Genomic DNA, 16,104 nt, shown 5'->3' with positions numbered 1-16,104 from the left:
TAGTTGGCGTTATGTTGGTGATTGTATTGAAAAGATTTACAGAGCTGCGCGGCGTATTTGGGTTTATCAAAATACCGACACAGCTCTATGGCCTTTTACATATGAAAAGAGGCCATGAACTGACGGCTAAAGAGCTTAAACTGTCGTATAGCTCAAAGGTAGATCAGGATTAATGGTGTCTAAAGCGCCTTGAGTTGCCTCGAGGTAGCTGGACTTGCCTGTCGATGATTCGGCTAGAGCGACCGCTTTAATTTCATCAAAGCGTTTGCCGGCAAGATGCAGCTGAGTTAATGCTACTTGCAATGGTGGAAGGCTCGGGTTGAACGCGGCATTTTCTGCATAGGCGCCGATGAAAATATCGCCGCTTTCCAGTTCAATCGCAACGCCACAGTGATTACTCGAATAGGGCGCGTGGCTTTTATTTAGTGCTTTGATCGCGTGCTGAATCAGTACGTCACTGTCTGATGTGCTATAGCCGTGATCGCTCGGCGCCATAAGGCCCGATACAACGCCCAAACTGTGTGGACCAAATGACTCAGGCAGATACTCTTGCAATGTCATTTCAGCGCGCTCTGGTAGTTGCACAACTAATGAATCGGCGGTGGTCAGCTCATTCATGAATTGGCGACAATGGCCACACGGGCTGTAGTTGATCGTAATGCTGGAAAGGCCAGTTTCGCCTTTCATCCACGCATGAGCAATGGCGGATTGTTCTGCGTGCATCGACTGCGACAATGCAGCGCCAGTGAACTCCATATTGGCACCAAAATAGAGTGTGCCAGACAGGCCACGAACAATCGCGCCAACGAGAAACTCTGAGATGGGGGCGTGGGCGTAAGCGGCAGCAAATGGCAGCAAAGCCACACGTAACGCTTGATCAGAAAGCTCAGTTTGTTGCATTAAAGTGTCAAATTGAGCAGCAGTGAGGCTCGCGTTAAATTGGCTATCGGTCACGATAGGGGCAAGATGCTGAGCAAGAAGCGCCGGGGCTTGTGCCAGCGCATTATCAAAACGACTTGTCATTGCAGGTCCTTAAAGTTTACAGAGCACAATCTTATAATAGACCCATTGAAGTTCCGAGATGAGATTCACATTTGGCTTGTCGTTCGCACTAATAATAAGCACAAAATGTCAATAATGATGGGGTAATCGATTACATATGTCGAAGTATGGTTAGATTTTACCAAATCATGGAGCTTTATAGTAATCCCACTTGATGTGGCCGCGCTTTGCTCGCCTATCTGCATCTTCAAGTTGTTTGGTATATCTCGATAGGCTAAGTAAGGTTCGATTGTGTGGCGGTCGTTGCCAATGGCTTTGTTTTAGCAAAGCCATTGGTCGAGTGAGCGATAGCGCTAGACGCTGAGCCACGCCGCAAAGAGGAAAAAGCTCGGGGCTAAAATAGAGGTGATCACGCCACATAGCACCAGCGCGAGTGATGAAAACGCAGCGTCTTCCGGCTGTTTTTCGACACAAGTTGCGGTACCTAGTGCGTGAGATACCGTCCCCATCGTGAGACCTCGTGCGATAGGGTGGCGAATATCGAGTAGTCGATAGATAGGGTATGCGAAAATAGCGCCGAATAAGCCGACCAGCAGCACGAGAATGGCAGCAATCGCCGCTTCGCCACCCAGTTGACGCGACACTTCCATTGCAATAGGTGTCGTGACTGACTTACCAAGCAAGCTCGCAATCAAGGTGAGATCGGTAGCAAATAGGGAAGCGATGAGTGTCGCCGTTAGCATCGACATCACACTTCCGACGAAGCTGGCCAACAAAATGACGCGCCAATGACGGCGAATTTGCGGCAGTTGTTCATATAACGGATAGGCAAGCGCGACTACCGCCGGTTGTAATAGCAGATTGAGCCACTGGTTCTCGGCGTAATAGTGCTCATACGGAACTTTTAGCCACACCAAAGTTGGGATGAGTACCGCAATACTAATCAAAAGTGGGTTTGCAAAAGGGTGATTTAACTGACGGCTAAGCGCGCGCGCGGCGAAAAATACCGCGATGGTAATGAGTAGCCACATATTAAGATTCTCGCCTTAAAACTCGGTCAAGTAGCCATGAAAGGCTCACAAGCACAATAAACGATCCCCCCACCGCGCTCGCTAAAATGGGTATCGCGTTTGCAACAAGTAGCTCAAAATGTTGCATCAGACCGACACTTACTGGCACGAAAAGCACAATCATATAGCGAATGATAAAATGGGCGCTGGGTTGAACCCATTGAGGTTGAATGAGCCCACTGGCCATTGCGGCAAAAAGCACCAACATGCCAATTACGCTACCAGGTATGGCGAGCGAAAAATAGTTTTGTATTGTCACCCCAATGGTTAATGCTGCGGCAATCAAAGCCGCGGAAATCGCGTAGCGGCTGGCGAGCATGATATAAGCTTTCATCGTGTCACACTATTCCATTTGATCTGAGCGCTCATGTTAATCATCGTCCTTATATGTACCGACCGATCTAGCTTAATAAATTTTGGGTATAGCGATAGACCGCCTGCAAAATTGCCAATTTAGTGTCATTACCTTGGTGTTCATGCACGAGATTTTCCAAATTTATGCCGTAGTCATCAATTCTCGTTTCGAAATAGTCGCGGCAATGCGCTTGCCAGCGATGTTGTTCAGATTCATTGAGCGTCCATGGAAAATGACGCGCACGATAACGAAACAGTAATGGCTCAATTCGAGGATCGCTAAATTCAATGTCGATCTCTCCCAGCTGGTCCGGTGGCGTGTTGCGGATAATCTCCATCGCCGTGCGGTCTGCCGGTGAGAAAAAACCATCATACAGCTGAGTATCGACGTCATTTTGTTTTGCGTACTCAGGGGCATTGGTATAGAGCTCAAGCAGTTTTTCTCGAATTTCTGAATGCTGACGCAATAGCGCTAAATTGGCCAAACACGCTTCACGATCGATGCCAATGCTCGCCGCATTTTCTGCGGTCAAGGTTTTTGCTGGCGCAAGGATTGGGCATTTGTTGAGGTGCACCAATTTGATTGGCACAGGCGCGGCGCCGTTGAGATCTTGATGTTTGGTGTATAAGCGCTCTCGTAACGCCTCAGCATCCAGTTCAATTAACGGGCTCACATCTTTGGCTAAATCGACCACCACCACGGCATTGTTATTGGTAGGGTGCCAAACAATTGGGACAATCCAACTGGTGTATTGGCAGTCGCGCCCGAGCATGCCTGAGACATGCATCAGTGGCGTTAGGTTGACAATATCAATAAGCTCGTTGAGTTTGCGTTTGTGTCGCATCGACAAAAAGTAGTCAAATAACTTGGGCTGAGCCTGTTTGAGTTTTTTCGCCATGCCAATGGTCGCCAGCACGTCACTCATGGCATCGTGTGCATTGGTATGTTCAATGCCATTCGCCACTGACAGATGCTCTAACTTAAAGCTAGGATAACCTTCCTCATTTTCAGGCCACTCAATGCCATCTGGGCGTAATGCGTGACACGCGCGTAACACATCCAATAAATCCCAGCGCGAGTTGCCATTTTGCCAACTCCAGCCATATGGGTCGATAAAGTTACGGTAGCAAGTATAACGTGTTACCTCGTCATCAAACCGAATACTGTTGTAACCCAAACAGGTGGTATTGGGTGTAGCAAGCTCTTGATGAATTTGAGCAATAAACTCGGGCTCTGGCAATCCCTGCTGCATTGCTTTTTGTGGCGTGATGCCAGTAATAAGAGCGGCTTCTGGTGAGGGCAAATAGTCGGATGGCAATTGACAGTAGATCACTAAGGGCTCACCAATGATATTGAAATTTTCATCAGTGCGAACGCCAGCAAATTGGCTGGGGCGATCTTGAGCGGGGCTGGTTCCCCAAGTTTCGTAATCGAAAAAGAAGAAAGTCGGTTGGTGATCTTGTGTCATGTTGCACATCAACGTTGAAAGCGAGAAAGTTATTATACCCAAGTAACCTCAAGATGCGAGATTCAGCGAGAATGACTTGGTTTGTCAGTGAGGCGAGGATTTGAAGATTGAGTGGCCCTCAATCGAAAATCGTCAACAAAGCTGATGAACCAAGACCTTGTTTATAACAAATAGGGCCCCTTTGGGAGCCGATCACTGAACTGCTTTTTGTTGTAACGAAAGTGCGTTAAACAACTTGAAAATAGACTGGCTATTTCGCTACGTTGTTTGCCTTGCTCTCACAGCCCAGTGAGTCGGCTCTGAATCCTGCATCTTGAGGTCACTTGGGTATAGACCATTTTCAATACGGGCTGGCAATCAGTTCGCGTTAGACAAAGAGTGAAAAGTGCAGCTGCAACTTCAAGTTATTTGGGTATAGCTGTATTTGATAGGCAATGCCAAGCCTAATGAGAGAGGCTTGGCATTGGGGTGATATTTGTCACTATATACCCGTCCTACTTGAAGTTGCAGCGGTGTTGACGGGCACTCACAAACCTCATCACATAGCCTACCTATGCTCAGAGGCTTTGTTCGCTGGTCGCCTACCTGCATCTTCAAGTTGTTTGGGTATAGCTCTAAGCGATGACAGGTTCCGGTTGTGCTTTTTTTAGCAAACGGCTAGTGATGGTGCCTGCCGTCATGGCTCCAGAAACATTAAGCGCGGTTCGTGCCATATCAATTAATGGTTCAATTGAAATCAGCAGAGCGGCGATGGTAACCGGAAGCCCCATTGCTGGTAGAACAATCAGTGCGGCAAACGTCGCGCCACCACCAATTCCGGCAATGCCAAACGAGCTGATGGTGATCATCGCGATGAGTGACATCAAAAATGATGGTTCAAGGGGATTGATCCCCACCGTGGGGGCAACCATAACCGCGAGCATCGCTGGGTAAATACCCGCACAGCCATTTTGACCAATCGTTGCGCCAAACGATGCCGACAAATTTGCGATGGCAGGTGGCACATTCAGTTTGTTAATTTGCGCTTCTACATTTAACGGAATCGTGGCTGCAGAACTGCGTGAGGTAAAGGCAAACGTCAGTACAGGCCATATATTTTTAAAGTAGTGAGTTGGACTCATACCTACCATTGACACCAATGCGCCATGCACTATGAACATCAGGAAAATGGCAATGTAGGAAGCAAAAATAAAACCGAGCAAATTGAGAATATCGCTGCCATTGGATGTAGCAACCACTTTAGCCATCAACGCAGCAACACCATAGGGTGTCAGCGCCATGATCATTTTGACTAATCGCATCACAACCGCTTGGCTTGCGTCGACAAATGTGCGAATAGATTGGTTAAATTCTGGCTTTTCACTCATCACATGGCGAGCTGCAATCCCAACGAGCACACCAAAGATCACCACCGCAATAATAGAAGTAGAACGAGCCCCGGTCAGATCGGCAAATGGGTTCGTCGGAATAAAATTCACAACCATTTGCGGAATAGTCAACTCACTCACATTACTGGCGTGCGATTCCAAGACTGCAATGCGCGCCATCTCACGTGAACCTTCAGTCAACCCTTCTGCTGAGAGCCCAAAAACGACTGTGACTGCAATGCCAATCGCCGCCGCAACGGCAGTTGTTATTAGTAACACCCCGATAGTTAATAGGGATATCTTGCCCAGTGCGCCACCTTGTTCGAGTTTGACGACGGCGGCAATCATAGAAACTAGCACCAATGGCATGATGATCATTTTAAGCAGATTGATGTAGCCGGTACCAATCATGTTGACCCAGTTCATCGCCTCATTTAATACGGCGCTGTTTGACTCAGAAAAAAGTTGTAAGCAGAGGCCAAATAATGATCCCAGAATCAGGCCAACCAGAACACGACGTGACAATGTGTGTTGTTTTAATTGCAATTGAAAGAGGGCAAATAAGATGATCGCAAAAGCCGCGATCCAAGCTAATACAGCTAAGCTCATAACAGCGTTCCTAAAAATGAGTATCACATAGGTGATGAAAATATGACGACCTAATCAATCCACGATGCGGTTTAATCTTTGCTAACGGAGCATCAACTTAAACGTGGCTCGGTTGAACGTGTCAGCGAACGATAGATTGACGTTAAGCGCTGAGGTGGTTTGAACCGAGATTGTCAGAGTGGCTAGGTAAGAGCGTTGTGATGGGATTAGAGTATCGCGCACGGTTTCGCATGCGAAATAACACTTGAGAATAATTTAGTGTAAATTGCCATAGATACTGTGTGGTTTTTAATCAATGAACGGTCGGCTTAATGTTTATTCAACATTGCGTATGGATGAGAGGTAGAGATGAAAGTATGGACACTATTACTGGGTTTAGTGAGTTTAACTGGCTGTTTGGGAATGCCACAGTCAGTGACACCTGTCGATAATTTTCAGTTGGACCGCTATCTTGGCACTTGGTATGAAATCGCGCGGCTTGATCACTCCTTTGAGCGCGGGTTGAGTCAGGTGACGGCAGAGTATCGTTTACGCCCCGATGGTGGCGTGGATGTGATTAACCGTGGGTTTTCCGCTGAAACCGACGAATGGCGAGACGCGCACGGTAAAGCGTATTTTGTCGAATCACCGAATAAGGGCTATCTCAAAGTGTCCTTTTTTGGCCCATTTTATGGCTCATATGTTGTTTTTGAACTTGAGTCTGAAAATTACGATTACGCCTTCGTATCCGGCCCGAATCACGATTATTTATGGTTATTGGCTCGGTCACCGAATGTAGCACCAGAAGTCATTACCGAATTTAAACAGCGAGCGAGGCAGCATGGCTTTGCAACGGATGAATTGATTTATGTGTCTCATTAGGGTTTTTGCGTGAAATTGAATCATCAAAGGTCAATTGGCTTTAGTCTTGCTGCGCATCCAAATCAATGCCCTTAGTTTCGATACGGCACCAAAAACTAATGACAGCACCAAGTAACGATGTGCCAATGAGAATCGACAGCATAGCGGCAAGGCCCCAATGAACAAGTAGCCACGGCAAGCTAAATGCTGCAAGCATCGCGCCTGTTTTGGCCACGGTTGCAGCAAAACCTGCCCCAAGACCACGAATGTGTGTGGGAAACACTTCGCCTGCAATCAAATACGTTTGTGCATTGGGGCCCATATTATTCATTATGTTGTAGAGAATGAAGCCACCAAACAAAAGCAGAGTTTGAGTTTGCCCGGTGTAACTCATTGACCAAAGAACCAGAGCAACACCAATCGCACAGCCAATAAAGCCGCCAATCAGCAGCGGCATCCTTCCCAGTCTATCGGTAAGGAATACCGCAAGAATAAAGCCAACTAATAACCAAACATCAATCATTGCAGCGCCCTTGGCGGCAATCAAATCTGCGGAGATGGTCGCTGCCGCGGAGTTATCAATTGAGTTGTGTTGTCCAAGCATCATGGTGATCACTGTCGGCGTAAAAATACCAATGCCATAGGTGGCCATATCTTGCAAAAACCAAGGTATGCTCGCAAGAACTGTAGCGCGGCGTCGTTTGCGGCTAAACAGATCGCCAATTTTGTTTTTGCGCAGGCTCATGTTAGCTCGAGGTTTTAAACGAAAGCTTTTGGGGTACGCTGGAGTGCGTTTGAGCAAACGTGATAGGGCCCGCTCTGCCTCTGCTGTTTTGTTTTGATGAAGCAAAAATTGGGGACTTTCAGTAATCGTTATGCGCCCAATTAGAACGATGAGACAAAATGGTAAGATGGAGGCGTACATCCAGCGCCAAGCGTCAAGTGTTGCAATTTCACTTAGCGCTGCCACGCCAATCAACATACCACATAGAGCACCAAACGCTTGAAAACCGAATGCACTGAGTACCATTTTTCCGCGATTTTGGCTTGGAATGCTTTCAGATAGGATGAGATGAGCGGTTGGATAATCGCTGCCCAGTGCGATACCGATACCAAACAGACAAATCACCACTTGCAGCAGTGAGTTGGCAAAAATCAGCCCAACTAAAAAGATCAGCATAATCACCATTTCGATAATAAAAATGGTGCGCCGGCCCCAACGGTCTGACAATCGGCCAAGCAAGGTGGCACCTAAGGTAATTCCGGCTAATGTGGCTGCGGTGAGAAAGCCTTTTTCCACGGTGCTGAGGGAAAAACTGTATTCAAACAAAGGCAGGGCGAGGCCCGTCATAAAGACCACAACACCTTCAAAAAATTTGCCTGCGCACGCTAGAAGCCAGATACGCCATTGCATTTGCGTCATGGGCACATAATCAACGGGAGTCCCATCACGCCACGCTGGAACCTCATCAATGTAGCTTTGTGATGCTCGCGGTAACTCGTTTTCGCTCAATGACGGTACTGGCTTTGGAATAGTAATCACCACTATGACAAGGCGCTGTTTATACCCAAACAACAAGAAACATCTGTGTCGGAGTATAGCAAGTACATATCGTGAAAAGGTGTCTCGTTATTTATACCGCGTAGCGGCGCAGCAACTGCAACATGTCACGACGTTTCCACCGTTCAACTGTGGAAAAATCAGAGGCAAAAGTGCGATAAAGTAGCGTTTGTGCCACAACATCAGCATCCACGGGCAAAAAGTTTTGTAACCGTCCCCACATCAATGGTTTGAGTAGCGTTAGCAGTGCTTCAACGCCTTTCTCTCCGGGACGTGGCCTATTACGTTGACCGCGCAACGGGCCAGGCTGAGCAAAAACGACCTGCTCAAATCCCATTTTGGTCAGGGTTTGCTCCATGCGACCTTTACAACGTAAATAGTGGAAGAAGGAGTTGGCTTTGGCGCCATCGCACGAGACAACCCCAATGCGTTTCACGCCAAGCAGCTTCATGGTTTGGGCAGTATGGCATACTAAGTCGACATCAATCTTTTCCAGCGCAGACTGACTTCCTGCGTCTTTCAGCGTAGTGCCAAGGCAGATATAACCCACAGTCGGCGCCGCATATGACTCGCGCCAATCGGTGATAGAAAGATCGTTTGATACCAGTTGGATTAACTTATGATCCGGGTCGCGCTCTGGCGAAAGAGTATGGCGTGAGAGACTATAAATTTGAGTGATGGCCTCATGATAAAGCAGGTGCTCAAGAAGCAGACGGCCCGTTAATCCCGTTGCGCCTGCAATGATCACGTTTGCGTCTTTATCCCAAAGTTCGGTATCCCATTGTGTCATCACGGCTCTCCTAATCTGTTCTCAAAGGCTTTGCTCATCAGCTGCCTACCTGCATTTTCAAATGGTTTGGGTATATAATCAATGCCTTGTTGTTTTGTGACGCCAAAAGAAAAGATAGCACGGAGTCTTTGGCGCTCGCGTTGAATGATTGATTAAGAAGTGACGATGATGAATTTTACGACTCAATGGAATGAGCAAATCCAGCAGCGAATTGATAATAAAACCAAACCGATTGGCGCATTAGGCTTATTAGAAAGCACCGCAAGTCAACTGGCAAATCTTGCCTCATTGCGAGAGCAGACGTTTGTCACTCAATTGCATGTTGATAAGCCGCATCTTTTGCTGTTTGCAGGGGATCATGGCATCGCAGAGCAGGGCGTCAGTATTGCCCCCAGCGCGGTCACACAGCAAATGGTGGCGAACTTTCTTCACGGAGGCGCTGCAATCAATGGCTTTTGTCGAGTCAATGGCATCGACCTGACCGTGATCGATTGCGGCATATTAGCGCCCGTTGCCGTACCATCAAATCTCAATATCATTACATCCTCCATGATGGGCTCGCGCCCTGATAGCGACAAGGCTCCTATTCAAATGAGCTATCTTGAGCAGCGCCTTGGCACCACAACCGCGGACTTTTCTCAACACGCCGCCATGACGCAAGAGCAACTCGAAGAGGGATTGCGACTGGGAGCTGAGATTGCTCAAACACGGCTTTCTCAAGGCGCGAATCTATTGATGTTTGGCGAAATGGGAATTGCGAATACCAGCAGCGCGGCTGCATTGCTCGCAGCACTCACCGAACGTTCTGTTGCCGAGTGTGTTGGTCGTGGAACGGGTATTAACGAGCAACAACTTGAACGCAAACAAAAGTTAATCGGTCAAGCTGTCGAGCGAGTTAAAGCGCTTTATGGTGATACGCTTACACCCAAACAAGCTTTGCAAGAGCTAGGCGGCTTTGAAATTGTGCAAATGGTTGGGGCGTTCTTAGCGGCCAGTCAGCAGCGCATCCCTGTGCTAGTGGATGGGTTTATTGTGAGTGTGGCCGCATTAGTCGCCACGCGAATGGATACGAATGCTCGCGATGTAATGATTTTTGCTCATCAGTCTCACGAAGCGGGTCACAAATGGGTGCTTGATGCGCTGGATGCTCATGGATTGCTTGATTTACAATTGCGTTTGGGCGAAGGGACCGGTGCGGCGCTTGCGTATCCGTTGGTTAAAGCCTCGGCTGAATTTTATAATGCAATGGCGAGCTTTGAATCTGCTGGGGTGACAGTGTAACATGTTGCCGGGTCATTATCGCAGACTTCAGTATCAGATGGAGCTGTTTTGGTTGGCGTTAAGTTTTTTTAGTCGTCTTCCTATTCCACGCAATACGCCATACAGTAGCGAGCGAATGAATCATGCTAACCGCTATTTTGCTTTGGTGGGCTTGTTGCTTGGTGCGCTGTGCGCGCTAATTTATGTTATTGCACAAACCGCTTTTTCCGCGCCGATTGCCGTGCTTCTTACGATGCTCTTCAGTTTGCTTTTAACCGGAGCATTTCATGAGGATGGTATGGCCGATATGGCTGATGGTATTGGTGGCGGTATGAGTGTTGAGCGGCGCTTGGAAATTATGAAAGACAGTCGCATCGGGACTTATGGCGCCTCGGCTCTAGTGATGGCATTGCTGGCAAAGTTTATTTTACTGTCTGAGATCGCAGCAACTGGCACAACCATGTCCGTTGCCGTTTCGCTCATCGTGGCTTACACCAGTAGCCGCACGTTTGCGGCCAGTTTTATCTATGACATGCCTTATGTGTCAGAGGCCAATACCAGCAAAAGCAAACCGCTAGCCAGCCGGCAGTCTCAAGGCGAATTGGCGTTTTTACTTGCGTGTGGCGCACTGGCACCCATGATGTTCGGGATTGATGTTGCGCTTGTCATGATCGGCGTCTTATCGGGCTTGAGAGCCATGTTTAAGCGGTGGTTGATGTCCCGAATTGGAGGATTCACTGGCGACTGTCTTGGCGCAGCGCAGCAGATAGGGGAAATGGTTATCTATCTGGTATTGCTCGCGTTGCCAAACGCGTTGGTGTGACATAATGAACAATCAAGTGACTCATAAAGCACTGGTGCTTGGCGGCGCGCGCTCTGGCAAATCACGTTACGCTGAAGCGCTGGTGAAGCAGTGGAGCCAATTGCACGGTGATTCGATGCGCCATTATATTGCAACAGCGCAGCCCATGGATGCAGAAATGGCACAGCGCATCGCACATCACCAGTTAACGCGAGGTGAGGGTTGGACGCTTCATGAGTGCCCTTTGCATCTTAGTGAATATTTATCGCGATTTAACTCTAGTGATGTCGTGCTCATCGATTGTTTGACCTTGTGGCTCAATAATCAAATTTATCATTTTGGCGAGTCGTGCGCGCAAGCGCAGCTAGACCCTGTGCTTGAGCAGTTGGTAAACGCGGTGAATGCGTGCCCTGCCAATGTGGTTATGGTTGCTAATGAGGTCGGGTTGGGTATCGTGCCGTTAGGCGCCGTTTCACGGTTGTTTGTGGATAACGCAGGACGGCTTAATCAGATGTTAGCCGCCCATTGCGACTATGTACAATTTGTCGCGGCAGGCCTACCTATGACATTAAAGGCACCAAGGCGTGAAGAGGGGCGCGTGTGATAACCAAAGACATCTATTTAGTGCGTCATGGCAAAGTGCAAGGCGCCTCAGCCTTGTATGGGCGAACCGACGTTGCCGTTGCTGACGAGGAGCAGCAGCGATTGTTACACCGCTTGAATCAACGCAATCTCGCGGTCAATGGTGTGTTTAGTTCGCCTCTTAGTCGCTGCTACAACTTAGCAATGCATTATGCTATGAAACACCACTGGGATCTGAACGTGTTGGCTGACTTTCAAGAAATTGATTTTGGTATACTAGATGGTGTTGCGTTTGATCGTATGGAAGAGAAGCAGCCTTGGTTTGACGTGTTTTCACGCGATCCGGTGACGACGCAAATACCCCAAGGTGAATCACTCAGCCAATTTCACCAGCGCGTGACAACTCAGTGGCAAGCGTTAATCGAGCGAAATGAATCGAGTTTGCTGGTGGTCACTCACGGTGGGGTAATACGCCTTTTAGTTGCTCACGCTTTGGGTATGGATTGGCGCAATCCAGGATGGTTTCACAACCTTGCGCTTGGCTATGGCACTTTGACTCACATTCGCCTGTATATCGAGGACGCGGCTGTAGCGTCAGACGACGCATCTCACAATTCAAACGCACATTGGCACAGCGTGCTCACGATTGGCGAACCATTATGAGGATAAAATCGTGAAAGTGCGCGTTTGCTCAAGGCTTGCGCTTTGAAAAAACAATGTGTTTTCTATCATTTCACCAATTTGCTGTGATATTATCGTTTGCATCTATCTTTTTTTATTAATAAAAAGAAAAGCCATTAAAACCATGGATTTATCAGGCAACAATAGGAGCTGTGCATGACCGAATCGTTGTTTCGACAATCATTTTTGTTGGATACGTTAGATGACGCGCAGCCAATTGCGACAAAAAGACGCACTTTGGATAATGGTGTCACACTGATTTTGCATCAGCGCGGGGTATTAGAAGTATTGCCCGCCAACTACCAAGCGCCTCATGAACGTAAAACGGTAACCACCGATGATGTCAGCGTTAAGAGTATATTGATTTCCAGCGGTATTCATGGTGACGAAACGGCGCCAATGGAGCTTATCAGTAGCCTTGTTGACGATATTGAATCGGGTTTTCAGCCAGTGGCTGAACGTTGTTTGTTTGTGATTGCGCATCCTCAAGCGACGCGTCGCCACACTCGTTTTATTGATGAAAACCTAAATCGACTTTTTGACAGCAAATCCCACCCTAAAACCACAGAAACTGAAATTGCGACTTGGCTTAAGTTATTAGCAGCGGATTTTTTTGCTGACACTACCATTGAGTCCCGCTGGCACTTAGATTTGCACTGCGCTATCCGTTTATCGAAACATTATTCTTTTGCAGTGAGTCCCAAAACACGCCATCCGATTCGAACTCGCGCGCTGGTTGATTTCGTGAGCAGCGCTCATATTGATGCGCTGCTTTTGTCTAATTCACCCTCGAGCACGTTTAGTTGGTTTACAGCGGAGCATTTCTCTACGCAAGCCTTAACGGTTGAGCTGGGTCAAGTAGCGCCTATCGGTGAGAACGACTTGCACCGTTTGATAGCGTTTGATATGACTCTGCGCGATTTGATTGCCAACGTTGCATCGGAACACCTACCAAAACCGCCCGTAATGTATCGAGTCAGTCGCACCATTGTGCGCGTTCACGACGATTTTGCGTTTCTCTTTGGTGATGACGTTGAAAACTTTACCACGTTTAAGCATGGGGAAGTGTTTGGCCATGATGGGGATAAGCCGTTAATGGCCAAAAATGAAAACGAAGCCGTGGTATTTGCCAACCCCCATGTGGCGATTGGCCAAAGAGCCGCATTAATGGTTTGTACGGTTAAAACGCGCTATGAAGGCGGCCAGTTGGTTTACGACTAATTAGGTCTGCGTTTTGGATTTTTATCAGTTATTGCATTTGAAACAGCGCCGCTGGCAACGCGTTATTGCAGCGAGCAGCGCTGTGCTTGTTTTGGTGAGTTTTGTTTACCTCATCGTCGGCGAAGTAATCTTATTACCATGGGATTCCCTGTCTCATTTTGAATGGCGTTTGCTCCTAGATTTGCGTTTGCCTCGACTGCTGGCGGCGGCGGTTGTCGGAGCTTCCCTTGCCGTTTCTGGCGCAGCCCTGCAAGTGCTGCTTGGTAATGCCCTAGCAGAGCCTGGCGTGCTCGGCATTTCTGGCGGCGCAAGCCTTGCGATGGTCATTGTTCTTTTCGTATTGCCAATATCGCCACCTCCACTTGTTTTTATGTTGGCAGCAATGGCAGGGGCGATTTTGTTTACCCTTTTGTTGGTCAGCATGGCGCGAGTTATGCGCTTGTCGACAGCGAGGCTTTTGTTGGTCGGCGTCGCTTTGGGAATATTGTCGAGTGCTGCCATTACGTGGGCTTCTTATTTCAGTGATGAACTGAGCCTGCGGCAATTAATGTACTGGTTAATGGGCAGTATTGGCGGCACAACATGGGCGCATCATTGGGTGACGCTGCTGATGCTGCCACCGTTACTCTGGCTGACAGCACAGGGCAAAAAGCTTGATAAACTGATGATAGGTGAGGTGCATGCTGCTCAACTCGGTATCGATGTTGCGCAACTTCGCTGGCAATTGATTGTCGCCACCGCGATTTTGGTCGGTGGCGCGGTATCCCTCGGTGGTGTGATTGCTTTTGTTGGTCTAGTTGTTCCCCATTTACTTCGCATCGCGTTTGGCAGTGAAAATCGCTATTTGTTACCTTTGTCAGCATTGCTTGGCGCGACATTAGTTGTAATGGCCGATATTATTGCCCGAATGGCACTTTCCTCCGCTGAGTTGCCTTTAGGAGTGGTAACCACCACGCTCGGCGCACCGGTGTTTATTTGGATGCTAGTTAAAAACCATGATGCAAGTTAATCACTTAAGTGTTGGTCACCGACTGTTGCCTTTGTCGTTTCGCTTAGGTCAGGGCGATATTTTGCATGTTGTGGGGCCCAATGGCGCGGGAAAAAGCACCTTATTGGCAGCGCTTTCTGGGCTGCTTGGCGCCAACGAGGCGAGGCAAGGCGAGGTTTTGCTCGAGGAAGAGGCGTTATTTTCACTCTCAAGGCAAGAGCAAGCACGAGTTCGCGCGTATTTGCCACAGCAGGCTCGCCCCGCGTTTCAATTGGACTTATTTCAGTTTCTTGCGCTCTCATTACCCAGTTACGTTGAGGTGAGTTCGCCGAAAACGCGAGATATTGTGACGCAATTGGTCAGCATGATGCAGCTTGAGGATAAACTGCACAGAAGCATTCAAACCTTATCGGGTGGGGAGTGGCAACGCGCACGGCTGGTGGCGATTTGCTTGCAAGTGTGGCGTTCTCTTAATCCGCGAGCGCGGCTGCTGATTTTAGATGAGCCGGCAACGGCACTGGATGTCGCGCAAGAGGCAATGCTTTATCAGCTCATTGAGGCAGTGGCGCAGCAGGGCATTAGTGTGGTGCTGGCCAACCATGATCTCAATCGGACTTTGCACCACGCTAAGCACGTTCTACTGCTCAAGCAAGGCGTTATGCAGGCCTTTGGTGAGGTAGATGACGTGATGCAAAGTCAAACACTGAGCCAAGTCTTTGAAACGCCGATCCGCCGAGTCGAGGTTGAGCAGCGTCCCTATCTGATTTTGACTTAATTATTTGCTTGGCTCTTGAATTTGGTAAAGTTGGCGAGGTTCGTTGGCACACGTGGTTTCACAATTACACTCCTTGTCTACGCCCACGTTATTAAGCCCACCACAGCTGCCTTGAATACGTTTGTTGTGAAAAATAACCCCAAGAGACATCAATAGAATAACCGTTAAAAATGCAACAAACGCAATTAGCCACACCATAGCCGCCTCCTCAGTTATTGTTGACCAATCTTATTGATCATAGCACCTGCAAGGCGACCCATTTGGCGACCACGGCGTAATACACTGTGGTGATGCGATGACGCAGTTTCGTGATGGTGACCACAGCCGCATCCATTTCCCACATGACCGTCGTTATGACTGTGCAGATGTTTCTTGGCGTGATTTATCGAGGGGCGTCCCTCTGAGGGAACCGTAAGCGCGCTGCGTGGCGCGTAGATCACCTTGTTCAATTCAGCCCGGCAACCAACGCGATAAACCATAATATTGCGTTTGAGTAGTTTCTCTAATGAGCGTTCACCAATGTTACGTACCATCACCGCATCGACGTTATGTTGTGCGATTTGATTGAGCAACTGTGACTTGCTTTGGCATGAGGATCCCGCTTGAGCTGCGTGGTTAACAAAGTTATCAATTAAACCATCGCCATCTGAATAGATGGCGATAAACGGTGCCTTGATGAAGTGATTGGTGATCTGTTCACCATCGTTTGGGATTGCATAGATCATCGTGGTTA

17 protein-coding genes are annotated in these 16,104 nt (G+C 48.3%); 8 read left to right on the top strand and 9 right to left on the bottom strand.

Features of this window, described 5'->3' with window-relative positions; all coding sequences use genetic code 11:
* Positions 1–135: 135 nt before the first annotated feature.
* From cdd to HGP28_RS08560, 5 genes are all read right to left on the bottom strand, one after another.
* Complete coding sequence (gene cdd / locus HGP28_RS08580; protein WP_168836038.1) at positions 136–1,023, bottom strand: cytidine deaminase; 888 nt, start codon at positions 1,021–1,023, stop codon at positions 136–138.
* Positions 1,024–1,355: 332 nt separating this feature from the next.
* Positions 1,356–2,033, bottom strand: a complete 678-nt coding sequence (locus HGP28_RS08575; RefSeq protein WP_168836037.1) for a CidB/LrgB family autolysis modulator — start codon at positions 2,031–2,033, stop codon at positions 1,356–1,358.
* 1 nt (position 2,034) lies between these two features.
* Positions 2,035–2,406, bottom strand: a complete 372-nt coding sequence (locus HGP28_RS08570) for a CidA/LrgA family protein (protein WP_246225657.1) — start codon at positions 2,404–2,406, stop codon at positions 2,035–2,037.
* Between the two features lie 67 nt (positions 2,407–2,473).
* Positions 2,474–3,895 carry an exodeoxyribonuclease I gene (gene sbcB / locus HGP28_RS08565; RefSeq protein WP_168836036.1) on the bottom strand — a complete coding sequence of 474 codons (1,422 nt, stop codon included), beginning with the start codon at positions 3,893–3,895 and terminating at the stop codon, positions 2,474–2,476.
* A gap of 614 nt (positions 3,896–4,509) precedes the next feature.
* The gene (locus HGP28_RS08560; RefSeq protein ID WP_168836035.1) at positions 4,510–5,871 is read right to left on the bottom strand and encodes an L-cystine transporter; all 1,362 of its coding nucleotides are present in this window, start codon (positions 5,869–5,871) and stop codon (positions 4,510–4,512) included.
* A 348-nt stretch (positions 5,872–6,219) separates the two neighbouring features.
* Here HGP28_RS08560 and HGP28_RS08555 point away from each other — a divergent pair, with 348 nt between their 5' ends.
* Positions 6,220–6,732 carry a lipocalin family protein gene (locus HGP28_RS08555; protein WP_168836034.1) on the top strand — a complete coding sequence of 171 codons (513 nt, stop codon included), beginning with the start codon at positions 6,220–6,222 and terminating at the stop codon, positions 6,730–6,732.
* A gap of 40 nt (positions 6,733–6,772) precedes the next feature.
* On the opposite strand, the gene HGP28_RS08550 is transcribed toward HGP28_RS08555, so the two are convergent.
* Both HGP28_RS08550 and HGP28_RS08545 read right to left on the bottom strand, forming a co-directional pair.
* Positions 6,773–8,257 (bottom strand): MFS transporter, encoded by a 1,485-nt coding sequence (locus tag HGP28_RS08550; protein WP_211091934.1) that lies wholly within the window; start codon positions 8,255–8,257, stop codon positions 6,773–6,775.
* Positions 8,258–8,345: 88 nt separating this feature from the next.
* Complete coding sequence (locus HGP28_RS08545; protein ID WP_168836033.1) at positions 8,346–9,062, bottom strand: NAD(P)H-binding protein; 717 nt, start codon at positions 9,060–9,062, stop codon at positions 8,346–8,348.
* 168 nt (positions 9,063–9,230) lie between these two features.
* Here HGP28_RS08545 and cobT point away from each other — a divergent pair, with 168 nt between their 5' ends.
* From cobT to btuD, 7 genes are all read left to right on the top strand, one after another.
* Positions 9,231–10,343, top strand: a complete 1,113-nt coding sequence (gene cobT / locus HGP28_RS08540) for a nicotinate-nucleotide--dimethylbenzimidazole phosphoribosyltransferase (protein WP_168836185.1) — start codon at positions 9,231–9,233, stop codon at positions 10,341–10,343.
* Position 10,344: 1 nt separating this feature from the next.
* Positions 10,345–11,145, top strand: a complete 801-nt coding sequence (locus tag HGP28_RS08535; RefSeq protein ID WP_168836032.1) for an adenosylcobinamide-GDP ribazoletransferase — start codon at positions 10,345–10,347, stop codon at positions 11,143–11,145.
* A gap of 4 nt (positions 11,146–11,149) precedes the next feature.
* Positions 11,150–11,728 carry a bifunctional adenosylcobinamide kinase/adenosylcobinamide-phosphate guanylyltransferase gene (gene cobU, locus HGP28_RS08530; protein WP_168836031.1) on the top strand — a complete coding sequence of 193 codons (579 nt, stop codon included), beginning with the start codon at positions 11,150–11,152 and terminating at the stop codon, positions 11,726–11,728.
* Positions 11,725–12,369, top strand: coding sequence for a histidine phosphatase family protein (locus HGP28_RS08525; RefSeq protein WP_168836030.1), 645 nt, complete (start codon positions 11,725–11,727; stop codon positions 12,367–12,369). The genes cobU and HGP28_RS08525 overlap by 4 nt, the downstream gene beginning before the upstream one ends.
* Before the next feature lie 174 nt (positions 12,370–12,543).
* On the top strand, positions 12,544–13,608 hold the full coding sequence (locus HGP28_RS08520) for a succinylglutamate desuccinylase (protein ID WP_168836029.1): 1,065 nt from the start codon (positions 12,544–12,546) through the stop codon (positions 13,606–13,608).
* A 13-nt stretch (positions 13,609–13,621) separates the two neighbouring features.
* Entirely contained in the window at positions 13,622–14,617 is a 996-nt protein-coding gene (gene btuC / locus HGP28_RS08515; protein ID WP_168836028.1) for a vitamin B12 ABC transporter permease BtuC, read from the top strand.
* Positions 14,604–15,371, top strand: a complete 768-nt coding sequence (gene btuD, locus HGP28_RS08510) for a vitamin B12 ABC transporter ATP-binding protein BtuD (protein WP_211091933.1) — start codon at positions 14,604–14,606, stop codon at positions 15,369–15,371. The genes btuC and btuD overlap by 14 nt, the downstream gene beginning before the upstream one ends.
* Here the strand turns inward: btuD and nqrM are convergent, their stop codons facing one another.
* Positions 15,372–15,569 carry a (Na+)-NQR maturation NqrM gene (gene nqrM / locus HGP28_RS08505; protein WP_168836027.1) on the bottom strand — a complete coding sequence of 66 codons (198 nt, stop codon included), beginning with the start codon at positions 15,567–15,569 and terminating at the stop codon, positions 15,372–15,374.
* A 14-nt stretch (positions 15,570–15,583) separates the two neighbouring features.
* Positions 15,584–16,096 (bottom strand): NifB/NifX family molybdenum-iron cluster-binding protein, encoded by a 513-nt coding sequence (locus tag HGP28_RS08500; RefSeq protein ID WP_168836026.1) that lies wholly within the window; start codon positions 16,094–16,096, stop codon positions 15,584–15,586.
* Positions 16,097–16,104 lie beyond the last annotated feature (8 nt).

It is taken from the genome of Vibrio agarilyticus (assembly GCF_012641465.1).
GTDB lineage: Bacteria > Pseudomonadota > Gammaproteobacteria > Enterobacterales > Vibrionaceae > Vibrio > Vibrio agarilyticus.
Note: the sequence above shows the minus strand (reverse complement) of the source record. Positions and strands in the feature narration are given on the sequence as shown.